The sequence below is a fragment of the Pseudoruegeria aquimaris genome (assembly GCF_900172235.1).
GTDB classification, from domain to species: Bacteria; Pseudomonadota; Alphaproteobacteria; order Rhodobacterales; family Rhodobacteraceae; genus Pseudoruegeria; species Pseudoruegeria aquimaris.
In genome coordinates, this window is record NZ_FWFQ01000002.1 from 1 (window position 1) to 20,450 (window position 20,450).

Below are 20,450 nucleotides of genomic sequence, written 5' to 3' on the forward strand. Positions count from 1 at the left end.
AACGTCCGCGTGGTCAGGACCGTCGACCGAGACCTCTACCGCGAACGCAACAAGGTCGAACGGTTCTTCAATCGTCTCAAACACTTCCGCGGCATCGCAACGCGATACTTCAAAACCGCAGCAAACTTCCTCGCCGCACTTCACCTCGCTTGCTCAAGGCTCTGGATCAGACATTATGAGTCCACGACCTAATGGGCACCTCCGATGTGCGCAAGATCCGGCTGGAGCTCGGCGCCAACGGAACGCGCTCGCCCTTGCGGCTATACAACTACAACGTCTTCGGTAAACTCAGCCAGAGCGACGCGTGAAGAGCCTATGGAACCAGAGAACGCCCAACACCCCACTGCCGTGATCTTTTGTGCGACACAGCGCAGCGGCTCGACGATGGTCGTCGATGATTTCGCCAATCTCGCAGGGTTTCCACGCAGCGAGTCCGAGGCTTTCTATTCACAGGTTCTCGCGAAGGAAGACGGCGCGGTAATGTCCTGGGAAGACGCCTACGAAACGGTGCGTGCCTTCCGCGCAGCGAACGGCCCGGCATTCTACGACAAGGTGATGTTCCACTATCTTCACAAGCTCTCCTTCAAGATCGACCCGGACCGCCATGACGCCAGCTGCGCGCCTTTCGCGGAATTCTTCAGGGATGCGACGTGGGTGTTCATCCGGCGCGCCAACATCTTCGAGCAGGCGGTCTCCAAATACGTCGCGGAAGAGCTCAACATCTGGGACAAGCGCGCCACCAAGGATGACGATTTCAATCTCACCATGCAGTTCAACGTCGAGAAGGCCAAGGGCTACGCGCGGGCGCTGGCCAAGGAAGACAGGCGCTGGTCCTGGTTCTTCCGCAAGAACGAGATCCAGCCGATCGAAATCTACTACGAGGATGCCGTAGGCAACTATCCGCACTACCTTGAGCCGATCTTCTCGGCCTCCGGCATGGACGGCACCTTCGACAGCCCGCCGGAGCGGCGGATGCGCAAGTTGGGCAACCAGCGCAACCTTATTCTCAGCGATATCCTGCGGGACTCCACCATCCGGGACCTGATGCTCAAATCGATGGCCGGCGACGGCTGAACGGCCACGGGCCGGCTTGTAACCAGTTAAGGATTTTTTTCATGACATCGAACGACACCCCATATTCCAATCTTCCGCCCGAGAAATTCTGGCGCACCGGGGTGGCTCAGAAGCACATCACCCAACTCGAAAACGTCTACGTCAAAAAGTTCGAGATCACCGAAAGCGATCGCATCTCGACCCAGGGCAGCTGCTTTGCGCAACATGTCGCACGCTACATGAAGGAAGCTGGCTACAAGATCCTCGATCTGGAGCCGGCGCTGCCCGGCATGACCGAGGAAACGGCCAAGCGGTTCGGCTACGGCGTCTACTCCGCCCGCTACGGAAACATCTACTCCGTCCGCCAATGGCTTCAGCTCTTCGAGGACGCCCGCGAACAGACGGTTCGCGAAGAAGACATCTTTGAAAGGGACGGGCGCTTCTTCGACGGGCTGCGCCCCGCGGTCGAACCGGAAGGTCTCGAAAGCCTCGAAGAGGCCATCGCCCACCGCAGGAAGCACCTCGAGCAGGTGCGTCGGCTGTTTCGACTGGCGGATGTCTACGTCTTCACGCTCGGGCTGACGGAATGCTGGGTCAACAAGGAGAGCGGAACCGTCTACCCGATCTGCCCGGGCGTCGTGGCCGGCACTTTCGACCCCGAGAAATACGAGTTCGTCAACTTCCGCTACGAGGATGTCTATCGCGATTTCGTGATGCTGCGCCGCAAGATCAAGCGCATGAACGAAAACGCACGCTTTCTCATCACCACCTCCCCCGTGCCGCTCACCGCGACGGCCACGGACAACCACGTTCTCGTGGCCTCTTCCTACACCAAGAGCGTTCTGCGCGCGGTCGCCGGCGGGCTCTACGAGGAGTTCGACGACATCGATTATTTCCCCGGCTACGAGATGGCGACGACGCACACCGCGCGCGGCTTCTACTACAATCCCAACCAGCGCACGATCACACCGGATGGCGTGGCGCTGGTGATGAAGGCCTTCCTCGAACAGCACAAGCCGATCACGCGGCACCAGCCGGCGGCGAAACATGCCCAGCGCGCCGGAGCAGCCCGGCCGGGGCCGCAGCGCGCCGCAGAAGAAGAGCTTGTCTGCGAGGAGATCATGATGGAGGCCTTCGCGAAATGACCCTGCGCGGCTGCATGATCGGAAACTCCCACGTGACCTGCATGGCGCAGGCCTGGGAAGAGATCGCTTCGTACCACCCCGAAATCGCGCTCACGTTCTTCGGTTCGCCAGGACAGACCCTGACGGGCACCGTTCTGGAAAACGGCTGCATCGTACCGGAAAGCGAAAAGATCCGCCGAACGTTCGAAATGATGGCCAAGCAGGATCGTATCGTTCTGAAAGACTACGATTTCTTCGTTCTCGTCGGGGCGCGGGCCGGTGTCGGGGTGGTCGCACAGATCCAACGGCTGTTCCAGCTTCGGGATCAGCCTAGCAGGGCCGGGGCACGCTACCTTGCCTCGGATGCCGCCTTCAGGGCAGCCCTGTGGGATTACTATGCGACGGGCGGCATCAGCCACGTCGCAGATCTTCTGCGCGCGGCAGATGTAGAAGCGCCGATCTTCTGCTTTTCCTCGCCCAACGCTGACATCCGGGTAAAGAAAATGGGGAACGCCTTCTCCGGGTTCTACGCAGAATATGCAGAGGCACCCGCACTTGCGCCCTTGACCCGGATGGAGACATGGCTGGCGCGACAGATGCGCGACCGTGGCCTGATCCCCCTGCCCCAGCCAGCCGAAACCGTCGTGGAAGACATCATGACGGAGAGCCGCTACTCCATCTACGCCGACACTTTGGCACGCGGCGAAACGCCCGATCAGGACGACGTGCGCCACATGAACGCCGATTACGGCAAACTCGCCCTGCGTGATCTCTTCGCGAAAATCCGCACTATGGGCCTTCAGCCCCTTGTCAGCGCCGCTTAGCGCCGAACCAACCAGGAGCGTCAACATGGCCCTTTGTTTCATCGGCAATTCCCACCTCGCCGCGGTCAAGCTCGGCTGGGAAGCCTTTGCCACGGCGAAGGATGCCGTCGAGCCTGCGTTCTTCGGATCGGCGCGCAACACGCTGCTCCACACCAGGATCGAAGCCGGAAGGCTGGTGCCGACGGACGATGTGGTGGAGCGCAATTTCAGATCCTCGGCCGGCCAGGATGCGGTCCCACTGTCGGATTTCGACGGCTTCGTCCTCATCGGGTCCACCCTGGGCCTGCGCAGCCTCGTGGCACTTTCGGCGCTGCACGCCCGCTTCGGAGAGGGAGCAGATACCCGCTTCCTCGCCTCCCGCGCGGCCATCGATGCCGCCTGCCACGATCTGCTGTTCCATTCGGCCTGCGGACATGTGGCACGCCTGCTGGTTTCAACCACCGACAAGCCGGTATGGATGGTGGATCGGCCCCAGCCAAGCGAGGAGCTTCTGGCCTCCGATCATCCGCAGGCGGCAGCCTACCGCGACATGGCCAGCGGCGAAGCGCGCGACAGGCTGGAGGCGATGCTGCAACGCTGGCGCGCCTCGGCGGAGGCGGAAGGCATGCGGACCCTCGCGCAACCGGCCGAAACGCTCGTGGACGGCTGGCTGACCCGGCAGGAGTTTGCCACCGGCGCCAAGGGCATCGACGGCCGCAAGGCCTACGATGCGGAGGATCATTTCCACATGAACGCGCGCTACGGAGCGGAACTGCTGCGCGCGATCTGGCCGGTGGTGTCGGAGAGCGCGCAGGCCACCCCAGAACCGGTAACGGCCTGATCATGCTTGGCTTCCCCGAACACGGCCTCGTGCTCCTTGCGGTTCCGAAGACAGGCACCACCGCGCTTCATGACGCCCTTGAAACCCACGCCCAGATCCGTCTCGTCCGGACGGGAACCGGCAAACACATGACATACCGGCGCTACGAGGAACTGCTCGCCCCTTTCATGCGTGCCTACGGCGGCGATCAGCCCTTGATCAGCGTCGCCGTGCTGCGCGAACCCATTCAATGGCTCAACAGCTGGTATCGGTTCCGCGCCCGCCTGAACCCGGAGCGCAACCCGGCCTCGACGGCCCGAATGAGCTTCAACGATTTCGTCGCCGACTACCTCCTCGATGACCGCCCACGGCACGCCGATCTCATGGCGCAGGCCGAGTATGTGCTCGCGGGGGACAGCTCACTCGGCGTGAGCCATCTCTACCGCTACGAAGCACTCCCCGCTGCCGCGCGCTTTCTCTCTCAGCGGCTGGGCCTGCCGCTGGACCTGGCGCGCACCAACGTTTCCCCAAGAGGGGACACGCAGCTGGATCCGGTGCTGGAGGCCCGATTTCGAGAGCGGCACGCGCAAGACTTCGCTCTTTACGATTCGGCCCGCAGCAGCTGAGCCGGCGCGCGTCAGCCCCCGGCCGCCTGCCCCGCCAGATCGTTCAGGATCGGGCAGTCCGGGCGGTCGTCGCCGTGGCAGCTGTTCACCAGGTGCGAAAGCGTGGCGTGCATCGCCTGAAGCTGGGTGATCTTCTCTTCGATCGCCGAGAGGTGCTGTTGCGCGATGGCCTTGACCTGCGCGCTTTCGCGGCTTTCGTCCTCGTAGAGGCTCAGCAGCACCCGGCAATCCTCGATCGAGAACCCCAGCGCGCGGGCACGCCCCAGGAAGATGAGCTTGTGCAGATCCGTCTCCCGGAAGGCGCGGTAGCCGTTGCTGCCGCGTTGCGGGCGCACGAGGCCGATGTCCTCGTAGTAGCGGATCGTCTTGGGCGGCAGCCCCGACCGGCTGGCGACTTCCCCGATGTTCATCCGTCCTCTCCCTTCCTCATTCCGCCGGCTGCGCCCGTGGCGCCGCCGTTCCGGCGGGCGTCTGCGTGGCGGGCTCGGCCAGCACAGGCGCCGTGCGGCGCAGGCGCAGCGCGTTGGTGAGCACCGAAACGGACGACAGCGCCATGGCCCCGGCCGCGAAGACGGGCGAGAGCAGGATGCCGAAGGACGGGTAGAGCACGCCCGCCGCCACCGGGATCAGCGCCACGTTGTAGCCGAAGGCCCAGGCGAGGTTCTCCCGGATGTTGCGCATCGTTCTGCGCGAGACATGCGCCGCGTTCACCACGCCGCGCAGATCCCCCGACATCAGCACCACGTCGGCGCTTTCGATGGCCACGTCGGTGCCGGTGCCGATGGCGATGCCCACGTCGGCGCGCGCCAGAGCGGGGGCGTCGTTGATGCCGTCGCCCACGAAGGCCAGCTTGCGCCCGCCTTTCGCCAATTCGTCCAGCGCCGCCACCTTGCCGTCGGGCAGAACGCCGGCGATCACCTCGTCGATGCCCACCTCGCGCGCGATGGCCTCCGCGGTCTCGCGCTTGTCGCCGGTGATCATGGCCACGTGGTAGCCCTCCGCCTTCAGGGCCGCGATGGCGGCGCGGCTGGAGGGTTTCACCGGATCGGCCACGGCGAGGACGGCGGCGAGCCTGCCGCCGATCGCGGCATAGAGCGCGGTGCGCCCCTTCGCGGCCAGCGCGGTTTCCGTGGCCCGAAGCGGGGTGATGTCGATTCCCTCCGCCTCCATCAGGCGATCGGCCCCCACCAGCACCTCGCGCCCGCCCACGTTGGCGGCCACTCCGTGCCCGGTGATCGAGCGGAAGGTTTCGGCCCTGGCAACGGGCACGCCCTCGGCGCGGGCGCCGCGCAGGATGGCCTCGGCCACCGGATGCTCCGAAAGCGCCTCCACGGCGGCGACCTTCTCCAGAACCTCGCCCCGCTCGAAGCCCTCGGCCGTCACCACGTCGGTCAGGGTCGGCCGGCCCTCGGTCACGGTGCCCGTCTTGTCCAGCGCCACCACTTCCACCTCGGAGAGCGCCTGCAGCGCGTCGCCCTTGCGGAACAGAACGCCCATCTCGGCCGCGCGCCCGGTGCCGACCATGATCGAGGTGGGCGTGGCCAGCCCCATGGCGCAGGGGCAGGCGATGATGAGCACCGAGACGCCTGCCACCAGCGCGAAGGTGAGCGCGGGATCGGGGCCGAACAGCAGCCACGCCAGCACGGTGAGGCCCGCGGCCAGCATGACGGCGGGGACGAACCAGAGCGTCACCTTGTCCACGAGCCCCTGGATCGGCAGCTTGGCGCCCTGCGCCTCTTCCACCATGCGGATGATCTGGGCCAGCGTCGTATCGGCGCCCACGCGGGTGGCGCGGAATTGCAGGCTGCCGGTGCCGTTCACCGTGCCGCCCGTCACCGTGTCGCCCGCCTGTTTCGCCACGGGCAGCGGCTCGCCCGTGATCATGCTTTCATCGACGTTGCCGGTGCCCGACAGCACCACGCCGTCGGTCGGCACCCGCGCGCCCGGGCGCAGCAGCACGGTATCGCCCACCGCCAGTTCGGCGGCGTCGATCTCGACGGGTTCGCCGCCGCGCAGCACCACTGCCCTGGGCGCCTGAAGGCCCAGAAGCGACTGGATCGCCGCACCGGTGCGCCCCTTGGCGCGGGCTTCCAGCCAGCGCCCGACGAGGATCAGCACCACGATCACCGCCGCCGCCTCGTAGTAGACCGCCCGTACGCCCTCGGGCAGCAGGCCCGGCAGGAAGGTGGCCACCACCGAGTAGCTCCACGCCGCGCCCGTGCCCACGGCCACGAGGCTGTTCATGTCGGGCGCGCCCTTCAGCAGCGCCGGGATGCCTTTGGCGAAGAACTGCCGGCCGGAGCCGAAGAGCACGAGAGAGGCCAGAACGAACTGGATCAGCCAGGAGGCCTGCATGCCGATGGTGCGGTGGATCAGGCCGTGGAAACCGGGAATCACGTGGGCGCCCATTTCGAGAATGAAGACGGGCAAGGCCAGCGCGGCGGCGAAGGCCACGCGCCGGGCCAGCGCCTGCGCTTCGGCGTCCTGCCGTTCGGCCCGGCTCCGCGCGGCATCGGCCTGCGCGATCCGCGCCGGGTAACCGGCCCGAGTCGCCGCCTCGGCGATGCGCTCGGGCGAAAGCGCGCCCTCGAGGTAGCGCACGCGGGCTGTCTCGGCGGCGAGGTTCACCGCCACATCCACCACGCCGGGCAGCGCCGCCAGCGCCTTTTCAACCCGCCCCACGCAGGAGGCGCAGGACATCGAGGAAATGCTCAGAACCACCTCGGCCGTGCGCGCCGGATATCCAAGCGCATCAATGGCTTGCACGGCACTCCTCACGTCATCTGCATCGCCTGCCCGCAGGCGGGCCGTCTCCGTGGCGAGGTTCACCGAAACCTCGCTCACCCCCTCCAACTCCTGCAGCCGTTTCTGCACGCGCCCCACACAGGAGGCGCAGGACATGCCGTCGATGCCGAAGGAAATCGCGTATGTGTCGCCCATTTCATGGCCCCATCTGGATCGGTTTGCCCTCCACATAAGGCTTCCAGTTACTGGAAACTCAAGGGGCCACGCCGCGAAACTGCTCCCCCGGCCCCCGCCCGCCTCGGCGTATTGCCGCACCGGCCGCCACCGCGGCCTGACCGCGCCTGAATGACCTGTGAATGGACGCAGCCGCCCCGGGGTGCTAGCAATTGGGCAGACCCAACGCATGTGAGCAGGTAGCCCCCCATGAAGACTGCGAAATTCCTGATCCCCGGCCTCGTGGCCGCCCTGGCTGGATGCAACGTGCAAACCTCGTCGCCTTCGGCCGGCGGCGCGGCAAGCGGCTACAAGCCCGCCTCCGAACAGGTGCGCGAACTGGCCGCGCCCAACCAGAACCTCGATGCCGTGCGCGTGGATCCGGAAGACGGCTGCTACTGGTTCCTCTACGCAGGACCCGTCGAAACCACCTGGCTGCCGCTGAAGACGACCGCCGGCAACCCGATCTGCACCGGCGCCGCCGCCACGAGCTGACGCGCCCAGCGCCCTCTACGCATCAAGAAACGCTCCCACGCTGCGGGAGCGTTTCTTCATTCAGGCAATCCGGAGGCCGCTCAGGCCGGCACAGCGGCATGATGGCGGCAAGGCGGCGCCGGCTCAGGCCTCCCCGAGGGGGCGTTCGGCCGGGTAGAGCGTGGCCATGGAGCCCACCGCCACGTTCTCGTAGAGCCCGATGATATGGGCCATCACCATCCGCACGCAGCCCGAGCTTGCACGGCTGCCGATGGAGCGCGGAAGCGGCGTGCCGTGGATGCGCAAGTAGGTGTCGCGGTTGCCGGTATAGAGATAGAAGGCGCGGCTGCCGAGCGGGTTGTTGGGGCCGCCGTCCATGCCGTCGGCGAATTCCGCATACTGCGGATCGCGCTCGATCATGGCGTCGGTGGGCCGCCACGTGGGCCATTTCGCCTTGCGCCCGATGCGGTAGCGGCCGGGCTCGTAGAGATTGCCGCGGGCGATGGCCACGCCGTAGCGCATGGCCGTGCCGCCGCCGGGTTCGATGTGATAGAGGTAGCGCGCCACCGCATCCACGTGGATGTCGCCCGGCGTCAGCCCCGGATTGGCCTCGACCCGTTGCGGCAGGAAGCGCGGATGGAAGCCCCAGGGGTTCGTGGTGGCCGGATCGTAATTGGGCGGCGTCACCTGCGCGTCCCATGTGTTCCACATGCTGGGCGGAGAGGTCGGCGCGGCGGCGGCCGGCGGCGCGATGGGGCCGGAGAACAGGAGGGCGGACCCGATCACGAAGTGGCGGCGCGTCAGTTCTGGCATCTCCAAATTCCTTTCGGCACGGTTTCGGATCGCGAAGGCTCGCTCCCCGTCATAGCAAACTGCCCGAAGAACACTAATCCCCCGGCCTTCACTTTTTCGCGCGTTTTCCGGCGTCAGGCAATCCGAGAAACGCCCTGCCCCCCGCCCGGCGCCAGCCAGTCCAGCACCGCGCGCACCGCCTCGGGCAAGGCGCGCGCCCCGCTCCAGTTCCAATAGGCCGAGGTGGATTTGTAGGGCAGCGCGAGATGGGTGCCGATATGCGGCGCCAGCGCGCTTTCGGGCAGGATGCAGAGCCCGGCCTGCCGCAGGGCCTCGCGTTCGTGCCGCAGGGCGGTGGCGGTGGCGCGCGTCAGAAGGCCCGGCCCGGTGCGCGCCCAGGTATTGTCGCGCTCGCGGGCCAGCAGGGAGCGCATCGCCATCTCGACCGCGAGATGCAGCACCGGATGGCCGGGGCTGGCAATGATGACGTTGTTGGCGAGGGCGCCGTGCGGCTCGCGGAACAGGATGCAGCCGCTGCGCCCGGCCAGCAGCGGCGCCAGAGGGCCGACCCGGCGGTCGTCGGCATCGGCGTAGAGCCCGCCGTGCTTCAACAGTACGCAGAGCCGCAGGAAATCGGCCGCCTCCGCCCCTTTTTCCGCCAGCCGGAAGGCGCGCAGGTGGAGCGGGCCGAACTGGGCCTTCAGGAATTCCATCGCCGTGGCCTGCGTCAAGCGCTCGTAGGCGAAGCCCTCTTCCCGGAAGGCTTCCATCACTGCCGCTACGTCCGGCGGCGGCGTGGGGGCGTCCCAGAATTGCCAGATGCGGCGCGGGATCTCGGCTTCGCCGTCGAAAGGCCGCCCGCCGCGCCGCTCCATCCAGCGCGCGACGACGCCGCGCGCCGGATGCACGAAGGTGGTGTAGCGCTCCTGCGCCGGGTGCCCCTTGGCGATACGCAACTCGTTGAGCTGCGCGCCCAGAAGCGAGCTCTGGAAATGCGCCTGCGCAAGGCTCTGCGCGCCCAGCGTCTGCCGCCAGGCGGCGGCGAATGTCTCCGCTGCGGGCAGATCCCCCCGCGCCAGCGCGATCCGCAGGGCCTCCGTGAAGGCCCCCGGCGACGGAGCCACCGCGGCCGCCGCGGCGGCTTCGCGCTGGGCGGCGCGCGGATCCCCCTCTCGCAGCAGAAGCTGGGCGCGCAGGGCGTGAAGCCGCTCCTGCGGCACGCGGCCCGTAAGCGATTGGATGGCGGCACGCGCGCCGGCGAGATCCCCGATCCGCAGGCTCGTCTCGGCCAGCATCACGCCGAACTCCGCGTGCCCGGGCCAGGCCCGGACGCAGGCCCGCAGGTAGCGTTGGGCAAGGCACCGCTGCCCGGCCCCGATCAGCAGGCGCGCCCGCTGGGCCGTGTCACGCCTGGAGCCGGCGACGGGCATCGTGCGCCGCGACTGGCGCAAGGCCTCGATCGGCCCGTCGAGCCATGTCGTGACTTCGGTTGCGAAGCCCTTGCGCTCCGGCGCGGGCATGCGCGCCGAAAGCGCCTGCGCAAGCGATCCGGCGAGGGCGGGGTCCGAAAGCGCCGCGACGCTGCGCACGACGGGCCCGGCGGCGGCCCGCGAGACCACCGGCGCGCGCAGGAGACCGTCCAGCGCCGCGGCGGCCAGATCGGGGCGATCCAGCGCAAGCGCGAGGCGAAAGGCCCGCCCCAACGCCTCGCCCGCCGCGCCCTCCATCGATCGGGCGAAACCTTCAAGCCACGCCACGGCCTGCTCAGGTTCTCCGGCATCCAGCGCCAACTCGCAGAGGCGCAGTCGCAGAACGGCCAGAGCGCCGCCCGTGCCCGGCTCCGCGGCGGTCTGCACCGCAGCCGCGAGCCGCGTGCGGGCCTCCTGCATCCGGCCCTGCCGGCTCAGGGCCTTCTCCAAGCCGAGCAGCGCGTTGAGATGGAGCGGCGCCCCTTCCAGCACCTGTGCGCAGAGACGCTCGGACTCACCCGCCCGCCCCGCTTCCAACGCATGGCGCGCCTGTGCGAGCCGGACGGCCGGCAGGGCCGGAAACCTGTCTGCAATCCGCGCCAGCGTCTGCGCCGCCGCCTCTTCGCGCCCGGCCTGAACGAGCGCCCAGTGATGGCGCATCTGCACCTTGTGCTCCGCCGGGAAACGCGCGGCCGCGCGCTCCGCGGCCCGAAGCGCGGCCTCCACCTCGCCCGCGCCCGCCCAGGCATCAACGAGGTTCACATGCACCGAAACGGCTTCGGGATCGCGGGCCATCTGCGTTTCGAAACAGGCGGCCGCCTCCCGAAACCGCCCCAAGCGCATCAGGCCGAGGGCATATTCCCGCTCGATGTCCGCCTCGAACGCCCCCGCCGCGCGCAGCTTCTCGAGCGTGGCGAAAGCGGCGTGCCAATCGGGCCCCCGCAGGCCGGCGCGGCAGGCTTTCAGCTTCAGTTCCCGGCAAGGACCGCAGGCTGCTTCCGCCCTGGCGAGGTGCCTGGCGGCCTGCGCCGCATCCGCCGCCTGCAACGCCAGATCGACGCGCAGCAGCCAGAGCGGCAGGTTGTCGGGTAAGGCGCCGAGGCCCGCCTCCAGCACACGCTCGGCCTCGGCAAACCTCTGGCTTTCGATCAGCAGGCGGGCCAGTCTTTCGCGCGCGGCAGCGGGCGCGCCACCGCTGTGCAGAAGGCCCTCCAACGCGGCCGCCGCGGCGGTGAGATCGCCCGATCGGCGCAGGAGCGCCGCCTGCCGCATGGCCAGTTCCGGACTGCCGGAGAGCGGGGCGGGCGCCCGCGCGATAAGGGCCTGCGCCTCTTCGAACCCGCCCGCGGCGATCAGGCGATCCAGCAGCCCGAGCCTGGACCAGGAGTTGCCGGGTTCCACCTCCAGAACGCTGCGGTGGAGCCGCATGACGAGGCGGTCCTCGCCGAGAGCATTGAGCGCCTTGGCCAGACCGAGCCGCGTTTTCACAGGCGCGCCGCAAGCGATCGCCGCGCGCCCGGCCCGCCGCAGCCCGCGCCGCAAGCGGGTTTGCCAGTCGCTCTCGGCATCGGGCAAATCGTCAGCCTCTCGCGCAACCGCAGCGCGGGCCTTTGCCAGCCCGACCCCGTTGAGCGCCTGCGCCACACCGGACCGCACCGGGGCGTCTTTCTCGGCCAGCCTGCGGGTTTCCAGCACGGCGGCGGCGGCCAGCAGCGGTGGCGTCAGCTCCGCCACGTCTCCGCCCCTGCCCTGCACGCGCGCCCCTTGCCGCTACGCCGCGGCGTGCCGCGCGAGCCGGTCCCGGATGGCGGGCGGCACGAGCCGGGCGGAGGAGACGCGCGGCACGTCCATCTCGCGGATCACCGCCTCCTCGCCGTAGAGCGCGAGGTATTCGGCGAAATTGTCGAACCGGCGGCGGGTCACGTAATCCACGTAGGTTTCGGCCGGGGCGCCGTGGGCGAGGATCACGTCATGGGCCTCGGTCTCGACGTGGTAGTAGGTGACGCGATCCGGCAGCTCCGCCATCGGCACCCAGTCGATGGACGCCCCGTTCACCAGCGCGCTGGCGTTGATCGCGAAGCCGTCGATCATCAGGGCGTGATCGCCCGTCACCGTCAGATCGGCCCGCGGCAGCCCGCCCCCGAGCGCACCGGCCCGGATCCGGACGGGGCAGAAGCGCTCCGCCGGCGTGAAGATCTTGTGCACCGTCTGCCGCCCGATCCATTTCACCGCCACCTGCCGCCCGTCCGCCGTGGTGACCAGATCGCCGATTTTCAGTTCCTCCACCGCGCAGACACCCTCGGGCGTGGCGATCAGGGTGCCGGCGGCAAAGCAGACGGTGAAATCGCTATTATCGACGTCATCCACGTTGACGGTCTTGCTCAAGCCACTGCCGAAGGAGGTGGAGGAGTCTTCCGGGCTGAAGAAGAACCCAAAGTCGGTATTGTTCGTGTCTTCAAGCACGACATAGGTGATCCCGCCCTCTGTGTAAGTGCCGAAGTAGTCGAGCGTGACTTTCTGGCCGAGCGAATACGGGGCGCTCGGAAAAGCGTCGAGGATCTCCTGCGTGATCGTGAACTGGAAGGAATCGTTGGAATCGAACACCGTGTCCCCGGCACCGTCTCCGTCATTGAGGGTTCCGGGGTGATCCAGGAAAGCGTCATTATCAAAGGAAAAGTTGGTACTACCGCCATCACGGTCGTAGAAGATCACGGACTGAAAATCGAACTCCGCCATAACACTAACTCCACAAATGCCCTTTGCGCCGAAGTGGCGCTCACACCTCCGTCAACTCTAGCGGACATCCGCCTCGAAACAAGAAATACTCCGCTTTCCGCCCGATCCAGCCAGAACACGCCCGGCACTCCGCTCAATCCGTGAGCGCAGCCCGGCCCGGGCCTGCATCGCCTCGCCGGACGCGGGCGGAAACGGACGAAGCCCCCCGGCGCGAGACGGCCGTTTTTTTTTCATAACCGTTGGATTGCAACAGTGTCACTAGGTGCCACCGTGAACCAATGAAACCCGGGTCTGCTTGGAGGGTAGGCTGGTGGGTAGGGAAATGGCCCGAAAGCTGGAGCTTTAAAAAAACATAGTAGTAACGCTGGAAATTGGTGCCCCCACACGGGCTGCGTCCAACAAACCAAACCCAAAAAATTCCTATAATATCAACAGTATACGCCCAGCGCTCTTCCCGAGTGTGTACGTATGCGGGGCCGTTTTGTGGACCCGCAAAGGTGAGCCTAGAGGGGGGCTAGAGGGGACGTCAAGCCAATGGCAAGCCATTCACTTCTCAAAAACCATTCGCGTTGCTGCGAACGTAAAAACGCTTGTCGTTTCTTAGTGTGGTAAGCGATGCTTCTGAACATGGCTCATGAGATACTGTCTGAAAACGAAACACCTTTAAGCGCCACGATCGACATCGAAGATGGTGCTATTACACTACACAGCCGTGGGGGGACGATTGGCAGCAGCAACGAAAGAAACCGCGACTATGCGGATGCACTGCGCCTCATTTTAGCGCGAATGTTGAATGCCAACGTGGATTTGTTGGGTATATGGGTGGACAGCGCACCAACGCGAAATCTTTCGCCCGCCGATCGACTCATTTTGGCACCCGGTGAGTTTGACGGACCTTTCGAAAGCCTTTTTACTCTGTTGAGTCGGCGCATGCAGAAGGTTGGACGTTCGTCAACTGCCCGAACAGCAAGGGGAAACTCGAACAAGCGCATCCGAATAGAGGTCGCAAATCTTCGCAAGGCTGATTTGGGGCGCATTCTAAGCGCAAGAGAAGTTTCTCAGGGAAAATCTCAGCGAGGTCGTCTTTCAGCTGAGGTTCTGAACAGGGTAACAGCAGACTTTGTGCGCCAAGCTGTTTTCGACACGATAGACAGTGGACCTGACCCTGCATTTGGCGAGTCGCGTGAATACGATCTGATCGCAGGTGAAGGAGTAAGGTTGCCTCCCAAAGCGGTATTCGGTCGCGCAGCAAGCTTGGCACTTGGGTTTCGAGTTCTTCCTCGACACTTTTCGGCAGGTGAGGGAGAGCTGAGCTTCAAAATACTTAGAGCAGCTGGCTTTCAAATTGTCCCCAAAGGGCAAGCCGAGCCTGAGGCTAGAGAGTTGTCCCGAGAGGACCTCTTTTGGGCTGAAGGCGATTTAAAGCGGGTCAGTCACCTCAAAAAAGAACGCGCCAGAGGCCTTGCGGCGGCAAAGCGTGCAGCTTTCAAGCGCGAGCACGGCAGGCTCTTCTGTGAGAGATGTGGAATAGACCCTGTAGCCCAATATGACGGCCCGGAAGGAGAAGCGTGTATCGAAGTGCACCATGCTGTTGCGCCTGTCGCGGAGATGAACCCCGGACATCGAACAAGTCTTAATGACCTTCAATGCTTGTGCGCAAACTGCCATCGGGTTGTCCACAAACTCATGGACTAGGACAGTTTGGGATTCTGGCTCCTTTAGTGTTCGCTATTTTATTTTTGGCGTAGAAATTCGACAGCCAGAGATGAGAAGGGAAGCTCTCGCTGCTCCCCCGTGGGGGGCCAGGTTCTCGGTTGTAGCCGAAGACAAGCAGCACCGATCGTAACGCCCACAACCAACGTTGAATTTTGCAACATATCTGCGATAGGCCTTCCACAACACCAAGTGGAGGGCCTCTTTCATGAAGCGATACGTGATCTACAGGCGAGTGAGTACCACCGACCAAGGCAAGCATGGCCACGGTATTGACGCGCAGAAGCGGGACATCGCGCTGTTCCTCCAGAACTTCTCGGAGGAGCCGTTCGAGGTGGTCAAGGAGTTCGAGGACCACTTGAGCGGCAAGACTGCAGATAGACCTGAACTGGCAAAAGCCTTGGAGATGGTCAGGAAGACCGGAGCCGAATTGCTCGTCGCCAAGTTGGACCGACTGAGCCGCAAGGTGTCCTTCATCGCGACCCTTATGGATGATCCCAAGGTCAAACTGCGTGTCGCCTCTATGCCCCAAGCGGACATCTTCCAGCTTCACATCTACGCAGCCCTCGCAGAGCAGGAACGCGAGTTTATTTCTGCCCGTACCAAGGCGGCGCTTGCTGAGGCCAAGGTCAAGGGGAAGAAGCTGGGAGGACTGCGCCCTAGGACAGAGGCGCGGAACAAGGCCCTACAGGTCAACGCGAAGGCGAGGGCCGAAAGGGTGGCCGGGGTAGTGCTGCCGTTGCGGGCACAGGGGGTGTCCCTGCGGAAGATTGCGGAAGCGTTGAACACCTCTGGGGTGCCAACTGCTCGCGGCGGCTCATGGCAGGCATCACAGGTGAAGCGGGTTCTCGAGCGGCTGGAAGGCGGGGGCTGACTCCTCACCTTCTCACAATTCACCCACACCATAGGATGAAGGAGACTGCCCTGAGCGGTTCCCCGAGGTGAGACGATACGGCCACCCGAGGTTGCCAAGCTGAGACGGGCATTCCCTGACATCCACCCGCCCTTCATGTGGCATTCTCTGAGCGGTCGCAGTCTCGAGGGCCTTAACTGGCCCTTGAGGCAGTCCGCTCGCGCGGATGTTGAAGGAGGGGCCTCGTCTATTGTTTTCGCATCTTCTCATACACCACCCACCTGCCCTGCCCGCTGAGGTGCCCACCAAGTCCCCCCGTCGACTGCCCGCAAAGCGTTAATCCGCCCTACGTATACGAAGTAGAACCGTTAAGGTGACCCATTGATTTGCTCCGGCTTCGCCTTCGCCAAGAAGAAGCCGACATGCGAACATGCCCCATTTGGGTGAACCCTAAGCCTGTCCAGTTACGCTGAATGAAACCTTAGCAAACAGCTTAGGGGTGCAGACCCACTGCCGCTTGTCGCGGCGACGAAATGGACCCTCGGGTGCCCGCTAAGGTGACATCTCCATCATGGGTCTCCAAGGACGAAGTCCCCCCTAGGTGCACCCCCAGTTTCCCAATTAACACACACCCTTAGTTGGAGTGTCCGTCTTCGACGATCACGACACTCACCCGCATCACAGCCCACGAAGGAACCCTACCCATGCTCGATTCGTCGAACCTAAAGGTGTGCCCGAAGTGCAACCAAGGCTTTGAGCCTCGCCGCACCAACCAGACCTATTGCTCTCGCGACTGCCAGAAGAAAGCCTCCCGGAACACCTCTCAGGGCGACCGGAGTGCCGAGTACCGTGCGATGAGCGATGCGCATTACAGCCGCGCGGAAGACCTCTTCCACATGGTCTACTCGGCCCCACCCTGCGAACGCCTTGGGGTGATGAAAGACATCCTAGAACATGTTCCCCATGATGCTGGCCTTAGGCGCATCCTCTGTGACCCTCAGCTTCTCCGTGACGTGCCCCGTGCGGATGGCCGCAAGAACATAGCGAAGGCAGCCAACTCCTACACCCAGATGTTCTTCGGTGTCTCGATAAAGACCTACATCCGGGAAGTGCAGAGCGGCAAAGACGTCGAAGGGGTGGAGGTGAACCGGCAGGTGAACTGTGGGCCTGTGCCTCGAATTGGCCGCAGGCTGACCCGCGCGAATGTCCACTGTTGGCACAAACCGGTTCAATCGAACGCCGCAGCAAGTGTTGCTGACTACCAACACGCATTACAGGAGCACCTCCTTCGCCTCCAGCACCTCCTTTAAGGCGAAAAGGCACGATCAACGCGAGGCACCGTCCAGCGACCCTCCCAGGTCCTCCGCAAGGTAGAGTTTTTGCGGGCGCTTCGAGGTGCCCCTGCGGCGACTGACGGTGAGCGTGAAGCTGCTCCCCAGGCACCAGTATCCAAACCTTAGATCGCCCCCCGTCCGTTCTCCCACGGGGCCTTCTGCATGCCCGAAAGGCAGACACCATGAATAGCAATCCCACCAACGACAGCATCCGCATCGACCTTGATCATGTCCGGGTCTACCGCAACACCAGCGAATACCGGAGCAAGCAACGTGCGCGGTCATCGCTTGGCCACGAGATCACAGGCGATGGGCCACTGGTCTCAAAGCTGGCAGCCGTTCTTCGCGAGGAAAACCCCGAGTTTGATGGCCTCCTCGAAGTCTACCGGGGGAGCACCCTCTGCTTCATCCCGACCCCCCTTAAATCGGCCTTTCGCAAGGGCCTTCCCCCAAAACATCTCCGCAAGGTAAATTCATGACCAAGTGCAAGCACACCGCATACACCCGCCCCGCCAAAACCAACGCCGCCTCCGTAGGCGAACGGGGCCGCTCCCGCTGGGCACGCCACCTCCGCAAGAAGGTTTTCAACAGCGTCCCTCCGATGGAGTTCATCATTCAAGAGGAGGCAGGGGTCGCGGCAGCAGTTCGCCGACAGCGCAACTCCACCTCCCGATTCCGCCGATTGGAGGAGCGCCCCCGCTGGTCCACCATACAACTGCGCATCGAGCAGGTGGCCACCGTGGAACTTCTCCAAGCGCGGCACCTCAAGGCCACCGGAAAGGAAATATCAAAGGCCGAAGCAGTAGCTGCCCTGATGTCCGAGGGTCTCGACCGCATCCTTGCTCACGCTGACTTCGGTGGCACGACCGCTGCCGCTGATGATGCCCCGATGGACTGACGCCCTCTTTCGTTTCACCGACAACCCCACACCGCAATCAAGGAAAACCACATGACCGAATGGATCAACGCCGCAGGAACTCCCGAAAGCTCTATTTCAACTCTCGCTTCCAGCGACCAACCGCCCAACGCCCACGCAAATGCTGTTGCCGGCAACGGTGGCGGCTGGGAAAGCTCCAGCAGCGGTGGCACCACCAGCAACCCCTCCGTATCCCATCAAGCCCGTGCTAACGACGATGAAAGCGGGGGGCTGATGGCAACCGTCCGATCTCCTGCGGGAAGCCCGATCATGGCACGCTCGCCGGGGCCGAAAGACATCATCATGTTTCGCGGGGTGGGCATCCCCTTGGACGTGGCCGCAAGTATTCCCGAGGTTCCTATCCACCGGAACGCCGACGGGAGCTTCTCCGACACAACACCGCAAGCGACCCTCAAAGACCCCACCGAGGGCGTGCGACCTGCTACCCAAGAGACCCACGAGGAAAGCGAAGAGCAGCCCGAGGGGGTCACCTTCGGCGAGGCCGGGGAGGCAGCCCTAAGTGAACTTATGACCACCCAGCAACCGGGCAACCTCTACCGGACCCTCGACAGCATCCTCCAGACTGGAGACGTCGACGCGATGACCATGGAACGTATGTCCTCCACCGCCGGAGTAGAACCGGGCCAGATGTTCGAGCAGATCAACGCGGTTTGGCAGGGTGCCCACGAAGCTGGCGCGGAAGTTCTGGCAGAGGCGGGGATCGAAGACGATGAGGCGTTCCAAGCCTTCGTCACCAGCGACCTGAAACGCAAGGCAGACTTCAAAGAGGCAGCCCGAAACATGTTCCTTCACGGGAAGCCGGAGGGCCTCCGCTCGATGGCAGAAAACTATCTCCCCGCCATGGACCGATACGAAGGTGCTCGCGTTAAGGAAATGCTGACGGAGGCGGGATGGCAGTATGCTGAAAAGCCCGATGGTGGCCTTAATGTCCTCGTTAGCGGCGTCCCTGTGTCTTGGGAGGTCGCGGTGAAGCAACGCATCATCACGTTCTCTCGCGGCTAGATAAAACCCCGGGAAAGCCCCCCTTCCCATCGTGGGTAGGGGGAACCCCCAACGAACACCGAGAAGGTACCTAAATGACGACTTTTTACGAGCCTGACGCCGAAGACGGCGAGGAGGAGACCCAGCACTTTAACCCTAGGTGCAACCAAGCTACCTACCCCGGCGGCTACCTCAACGGCGCTCCTCCGTCCTCAGCCGAGGTTGCTGAGCGAGAGCAAGCCAGATACGCCGCCCGACAAGCAGCCGAAGAGGCATACCGGCAAGCGCTGGCCGAGCAGAAAGCCGAGACGGCAGAGAGCCAAGCATGACCTCGTCAGTCAGCTTTCGCGGTCGATATGGCTAAGCCTTCACTTTCTTCAACAGCTTTGAGCGCCCTCAGCGCGACTGCAAGAAGGCCCTCTTCGCCCCCATAGGTCTCCCCAATGTTGGAAGGAGCGTGACCGAGGACGATATCTTGAGACACCTTGTCCACACCTGCTATCCGCATCCTGTCTTTCAGGCCGTGACGTAGCGAGTGAACCTTGTGGCGCTTGTCGGTGGTGAACTTCCGCAGGTGCTTCATGAGGGCCGCCGAAGCTGCATCAGCGCCCCTTTCACGGGCATAACGAGGGAAGAGGAAAGTGCCACCCTCGGCGGCCTCGGTGGCTTCTCTAGCGGCCTCCAGTGCATCACCCAAAAGGGGCACCGAACGGATACTGGACTGGGTCTTAAGGCGACGTACTTCGTTCCACTGTATGCGTATACAGGGCGTGGCACCTTCAAGGACAACGTCTTCAACGCGAAGGCCCGTGACTTCACCAAGGCGACAGCCCGTCCCCGTCAAAATGCGCCAAATCAGGTAGAGTTCGCCCGTGAGCTTCGAACGAATGGCAAGCTCGATCTTCGGAGGCAGAGGGGCGACCTTGTCACGTGCTGCAACCTTTCGACCTTCAGCCGATGCTAGACCCTCGACAGGCAAGCGGTCGAAGGGATTCACCAAGTCAAGGAGGCCAAGTTCGCGAGAGCCATACGAGACCACTGTCCGAAGGAGGCCAAGTTCTCGTTTCACAGATGAAGGGGCCACCGCGCCACCGCCAAGCTTCTCCCGAGCGAGCATGTGATCGCGTACCTTGCGGGCATGTTCACGTGTAATGGAGGCCAACGGTGTTGCTGCCGAGAGGCCACCGTCTTCAGCCATACGCATCACCCTCTCAAGACGCACCATTGCGCCGCGATGCTCTGCCCCTAGACCGCCCCCGAGTTTCTCCTTCACGTAGACCTCACGGGCATCTTCGAGTGTCAACGGCGGGGGAGAACGTTCAGGGTCCATCAGGGCTTGCACCACCAGCGGTGACCGACCAAGCGAAGCCATGCTCTCAGCCGCCACTTCCCTAGCGTCATCACCGTCGAGGCCCACGACACCCGAGGCCACCTCATCGGCTTCCCTAAGGGCTTCCTCCCATGCTGCCCGAGGTGTCAGCTTCTTGCGGGGAGCCTTGACAGCCGCGACCTCCCGCTCGAACTCAGCTTCGACCAGAGCATAGCAGCGCATGAGGTCAGCGTCCGACCGGGCCTTAATTACCCGTTTCCATTCGCCCTTGCCCAACGCTGCCTTGGCTGCTTCGGGGACTCGCCGCCGGTATTCCCAGCGCCCTTGCCCAAGTTCTGACAGACCTCTCAACTTCATCATCACGCCCATAGTGTGGACCTCCTGTGGACCTAAATGTGGACCCGAGAAGGCAGCTACCAGCCTGTTTTCGTTGACAATAAGGTGGAT

Annotated in this window: 20 protein-coding genes; 14 read left to right on the forward strand and 6 right to left on the reverse strand. The window is 64.3% G+C overall.

Features of this window, described 5'->3' with window-relative positions:
* From PSA7680_RS01380 to PSA7680_RS01405, 6 genes are all read left to right on the forward strand, one after another.
* Window positions 1–192, forward strand: a 192-nt coding sequence (locus tag PSA7680_RS01380; protein WP_217808310.1) for a transposase, incomplete at its 5' end; no start/stop codon positions are given.
* 123 nt (window positions 193–315) lie between these two features.
* Window positions 316–1,074: a Stf0 family sulfotransferase gene (locus tag PSA7680_RS01385; RefSeq protein WP_275936507.1), complete on the forward strand. Its 759-nt coding sequence runs from the start codon at window positions 316–318 to the stop codon at window positions 1,072–1,074.
* Window positions 1,075–1,115: 41 nt separating this feature from the next.
* Window positions 1,116–2,198: a GSCFA domain-containing protein gene (locus tag PSA7680_RS01390; protein ID WP_085866877.1), complete on the forward strand. Its 1,083-nt coding sequence runs from the start codon at window positions 1,116–1,118 to the stop codon at window positions 2,196–2,198.
* Window positions 2,195–3,001 (forward strand): hypothetical protein, encoded by an 807-nt coding sequence (locus tag PSA7680_RS01395; protein ID WP_085866878.1) that lies wholly within the window; start codon window positions 2,195–2,197, stop codon window positions 2,999–3,001. The genes PSA7680_RS01390 and PSA7680_RS01395 overlap by 4 nt, the downstream gene beginning before the upstream one ends.
* Window positions 3,002–3,026: 25 nt before the next feature.
* Window positions 3,027–3,821 carry a hypothetical protein gene (locus PSA7680_RS01400; protein WP_085866879.1) on the forward strand — a complete coding sequence of 265 codons (795 nt, stop codon included), beginning with the start codon at window positions 3,027–3,029 and terminating at the stop codon, window positions 3,819–3,821.
* Window positions 3,822–3,823: 2 nt separating this feature from the next.
* The gene (locus tag PSA7680_RS01405; RefSeq protein ID WP_085866880.1) at window positions 3,824–4,426 is read left to right on the forward strand and encodes a sulfotransferase family protein; all 603 of its coding nucleotides are present in this window, start codon (window positions 3,824–3,826) and stop codon (window positions 4,424–4,426) included.
* A gap of 11 nt (window positions 4,427–4,437) precedes the next feature.
* Here the strand turns inward: PSA7680_RS01405 and cueR are convergent, their stop codons facing one another.
* Window positions 4,438–4,836, reverse strand: coding sequence for a Cu(I)-responsive transcriptional regulator (gene cueR, locus PSA7680_RS01410; protein ID WP_085866881.1), 399 nt, complete (start codon window positions 4,834–4,836; stop codon window positions 4,438–4,440).
* A gap of 16 nt (window positions 4,837–4,852) precedes the next feature.
* Window positions 4,853–7,366: a heavy metal translocating P-type ATPase gene (locus PSA7680_RS01415; RefSeq protein ID WP_085866882.1), complete on the reverse strand. Its 2,514-nt coding sequence runs from the start codon at window positions 7,364–7,366 to the stop codon at window positions 4,853–4,855.
* Between the two features lie 228 nt (window positions 7,367–7,594).
* On the opposite strand from PSA7680_RS01415, the gene PSA7680_RS01420 reads away from it, so the two are divergent.
* Entirely contained in the window at window positions 7,595–7,879 is a 285-nt protein-coding gene (locus tag PSA7680_RS01420) for a hypothetical protein (RefSeq protein ID WP_085866883.1), read from the forward strand.
* A gap of 123 nt (window positions 7,880–8,002) precedes the next feature.
* Here PSA7680_RS01420 and PSA7680_RS01425 read toward each other — a convergent pair whose 3' ends face one another.
* The 3 genes from PSA7680_RS01425 to PSA7680_RS01435 form a co-directional block, all read right to left on the reverse strand.
* Window positions 8,003–8,671, reverse strand: a complete 669-nt coding sequence (locus PSA7680_RS01425) for a L,D-transpeptidase (RefSeq protein WP_085866884.1) — start codon at window positions 8,669–8,671, stop codon at window positions 8,003–8,005.
* A gap of 113 nt (window positions 8,672–8,784) precedes the next feature.
* The gene (locus PSA7680_RS01430; protein ID WP_139838522.1) at window positions 8,785–11,874 is read right to left on the reverse strand and encodes a tetratricopeptide repeat protein; all 3,090 of its coding nucleotides are present in this window, start codon (window positions 11,872–11,874) and stop codon (window positions 8,785–8,787) included.
* 15 nt (window positions 11,875–11,889) lie between these two features.
* Window positions 11,890–12,855 carry a Hint domain-containing protein gene (locus PSA7680_RS01435; RefSeq protein WP_085866886.1) on the reverse strand — a complete coding sequence of 322 codons (966 nt, stop codon included), beginning with the start codon at window positions 12,853–12,855 and terminating at the stop codon, window positions 11,890–11,892.
* Between the two features lie 615 nt (window positions 12,856–13,470).
* On the opposite strand from PSA7680_RS01435, the gene PSA7680_RS18435 reads away from it, so the two are divergent.
* The 7 genes from PSA7680_RS18435 to PSA7680_RS01465 all read left to right on the forward strand — a co-directional run bounded on the left by PSA7680_RS18435 (window position 13,471) and on the right by PSA7680_RS01465 (window position 19,002).
* Window positions 13,471–14,550, forward strand: coding sequence for an HNH endonuclease (locus tag PSA7680_RS18435; RefSeq protein WP_139838523.1), 1,080 nt, complete (start codon window positions 13,471–13,473; stop codon window positions 14,548–14,550).
* Window positions 14,551–14,776: 226 nt separating this feature from the next.
* A complete protein-coding gene (locus PSA7680_RS01445; RefSeq protein WP_085866888.1) occupies window positions 14,777–15,442 on the forward strand; it encodes a recombinase family protein in 666 nt (221 codons plus the stop codon).
* Between the two features lie 683 nt (window positions 15,443–16,125).
* Window positions 16,126–16,731, forward strand: coding sequence for a hypothetical protein (locus PSA7680_RS01450; RefSeq protein ID WP_085866889.1), 606 nt, complete (start codon window positions 16,126–16,128; stop codon window positions 16,729–16,731).
* A gap of 206 nt (window positions 16,732–16,937) precedes the next feature.
* Window positions 16,938–17,234, forward strand: coding sequence for a hypothetical protein (locus tag PSA7680_RS18440; RefSeq protein ID WP_139838524.1), 297 nt, complete (start codon window positions 16,938–16,940; stop codon window positions 17,232–17,234).
* Window positions 17,231–17,653 carry a hypothetical protein gene (locus tag PSA7680_RS01455; RefSeq protein ID WP_085866890.1) on the forward strand — a complete coding sequence of 141 codons (423 nt, stop codon included), beginning with the start codon at window positions 17,231–17,233 and terminating at the stop codon, window positions 17,651–17,653. The genes PSA7680_RS18440 and PSA7680_RS01455 overlap by 4 nt, the downstream gene beginning before the upstream one ends.
* A 51-nt stretch (window positions 17,654–17,704) precedes the next feature.
* Complete coding sequence (locus PSA7680_RS01460; RefSeq protein WP_139838525.1) at window positions 17,705–18,694, forward strand: hypothetical protein; 990 nt, start codon at window positions 17,705–17,707, stop codon at window positions 18,692–18,694.
* A gap of 74 nt (window positions 18,695–18,768) precedes the next feature.
* The gene (locus tag PSA7680_RS01465; RefSeq protein ID WP_085866892.1) at window positions 18,769–19,002 is read left to right on the forward strand and encodes a hypothetical protein; all 234 of its coding nucleotides are present in this window, start codon (window positions 18,769–18,771) and stop codon (window positions 19,000–19,002) included.
* Window positions 19,003–19,007: 5 nt separating this feature from the next.
* Here PSA7680_RS01465 and PSA7680_RS01470 read toward each other — a convergent pair whose 3' ends face one another.
* A complete protein-coding gene (locus PSA7680_RS01470; RefSeq protein ID WP_085866893.1) occupies window positions 19,008–20,372 on the reverse strand; it encodes a site-specific integrase in 1,365 nt (454 codons plus the stop codon).
* Between the last annotated feature and the right edge of the window lie 78 nt (window positions 20,373–20,450).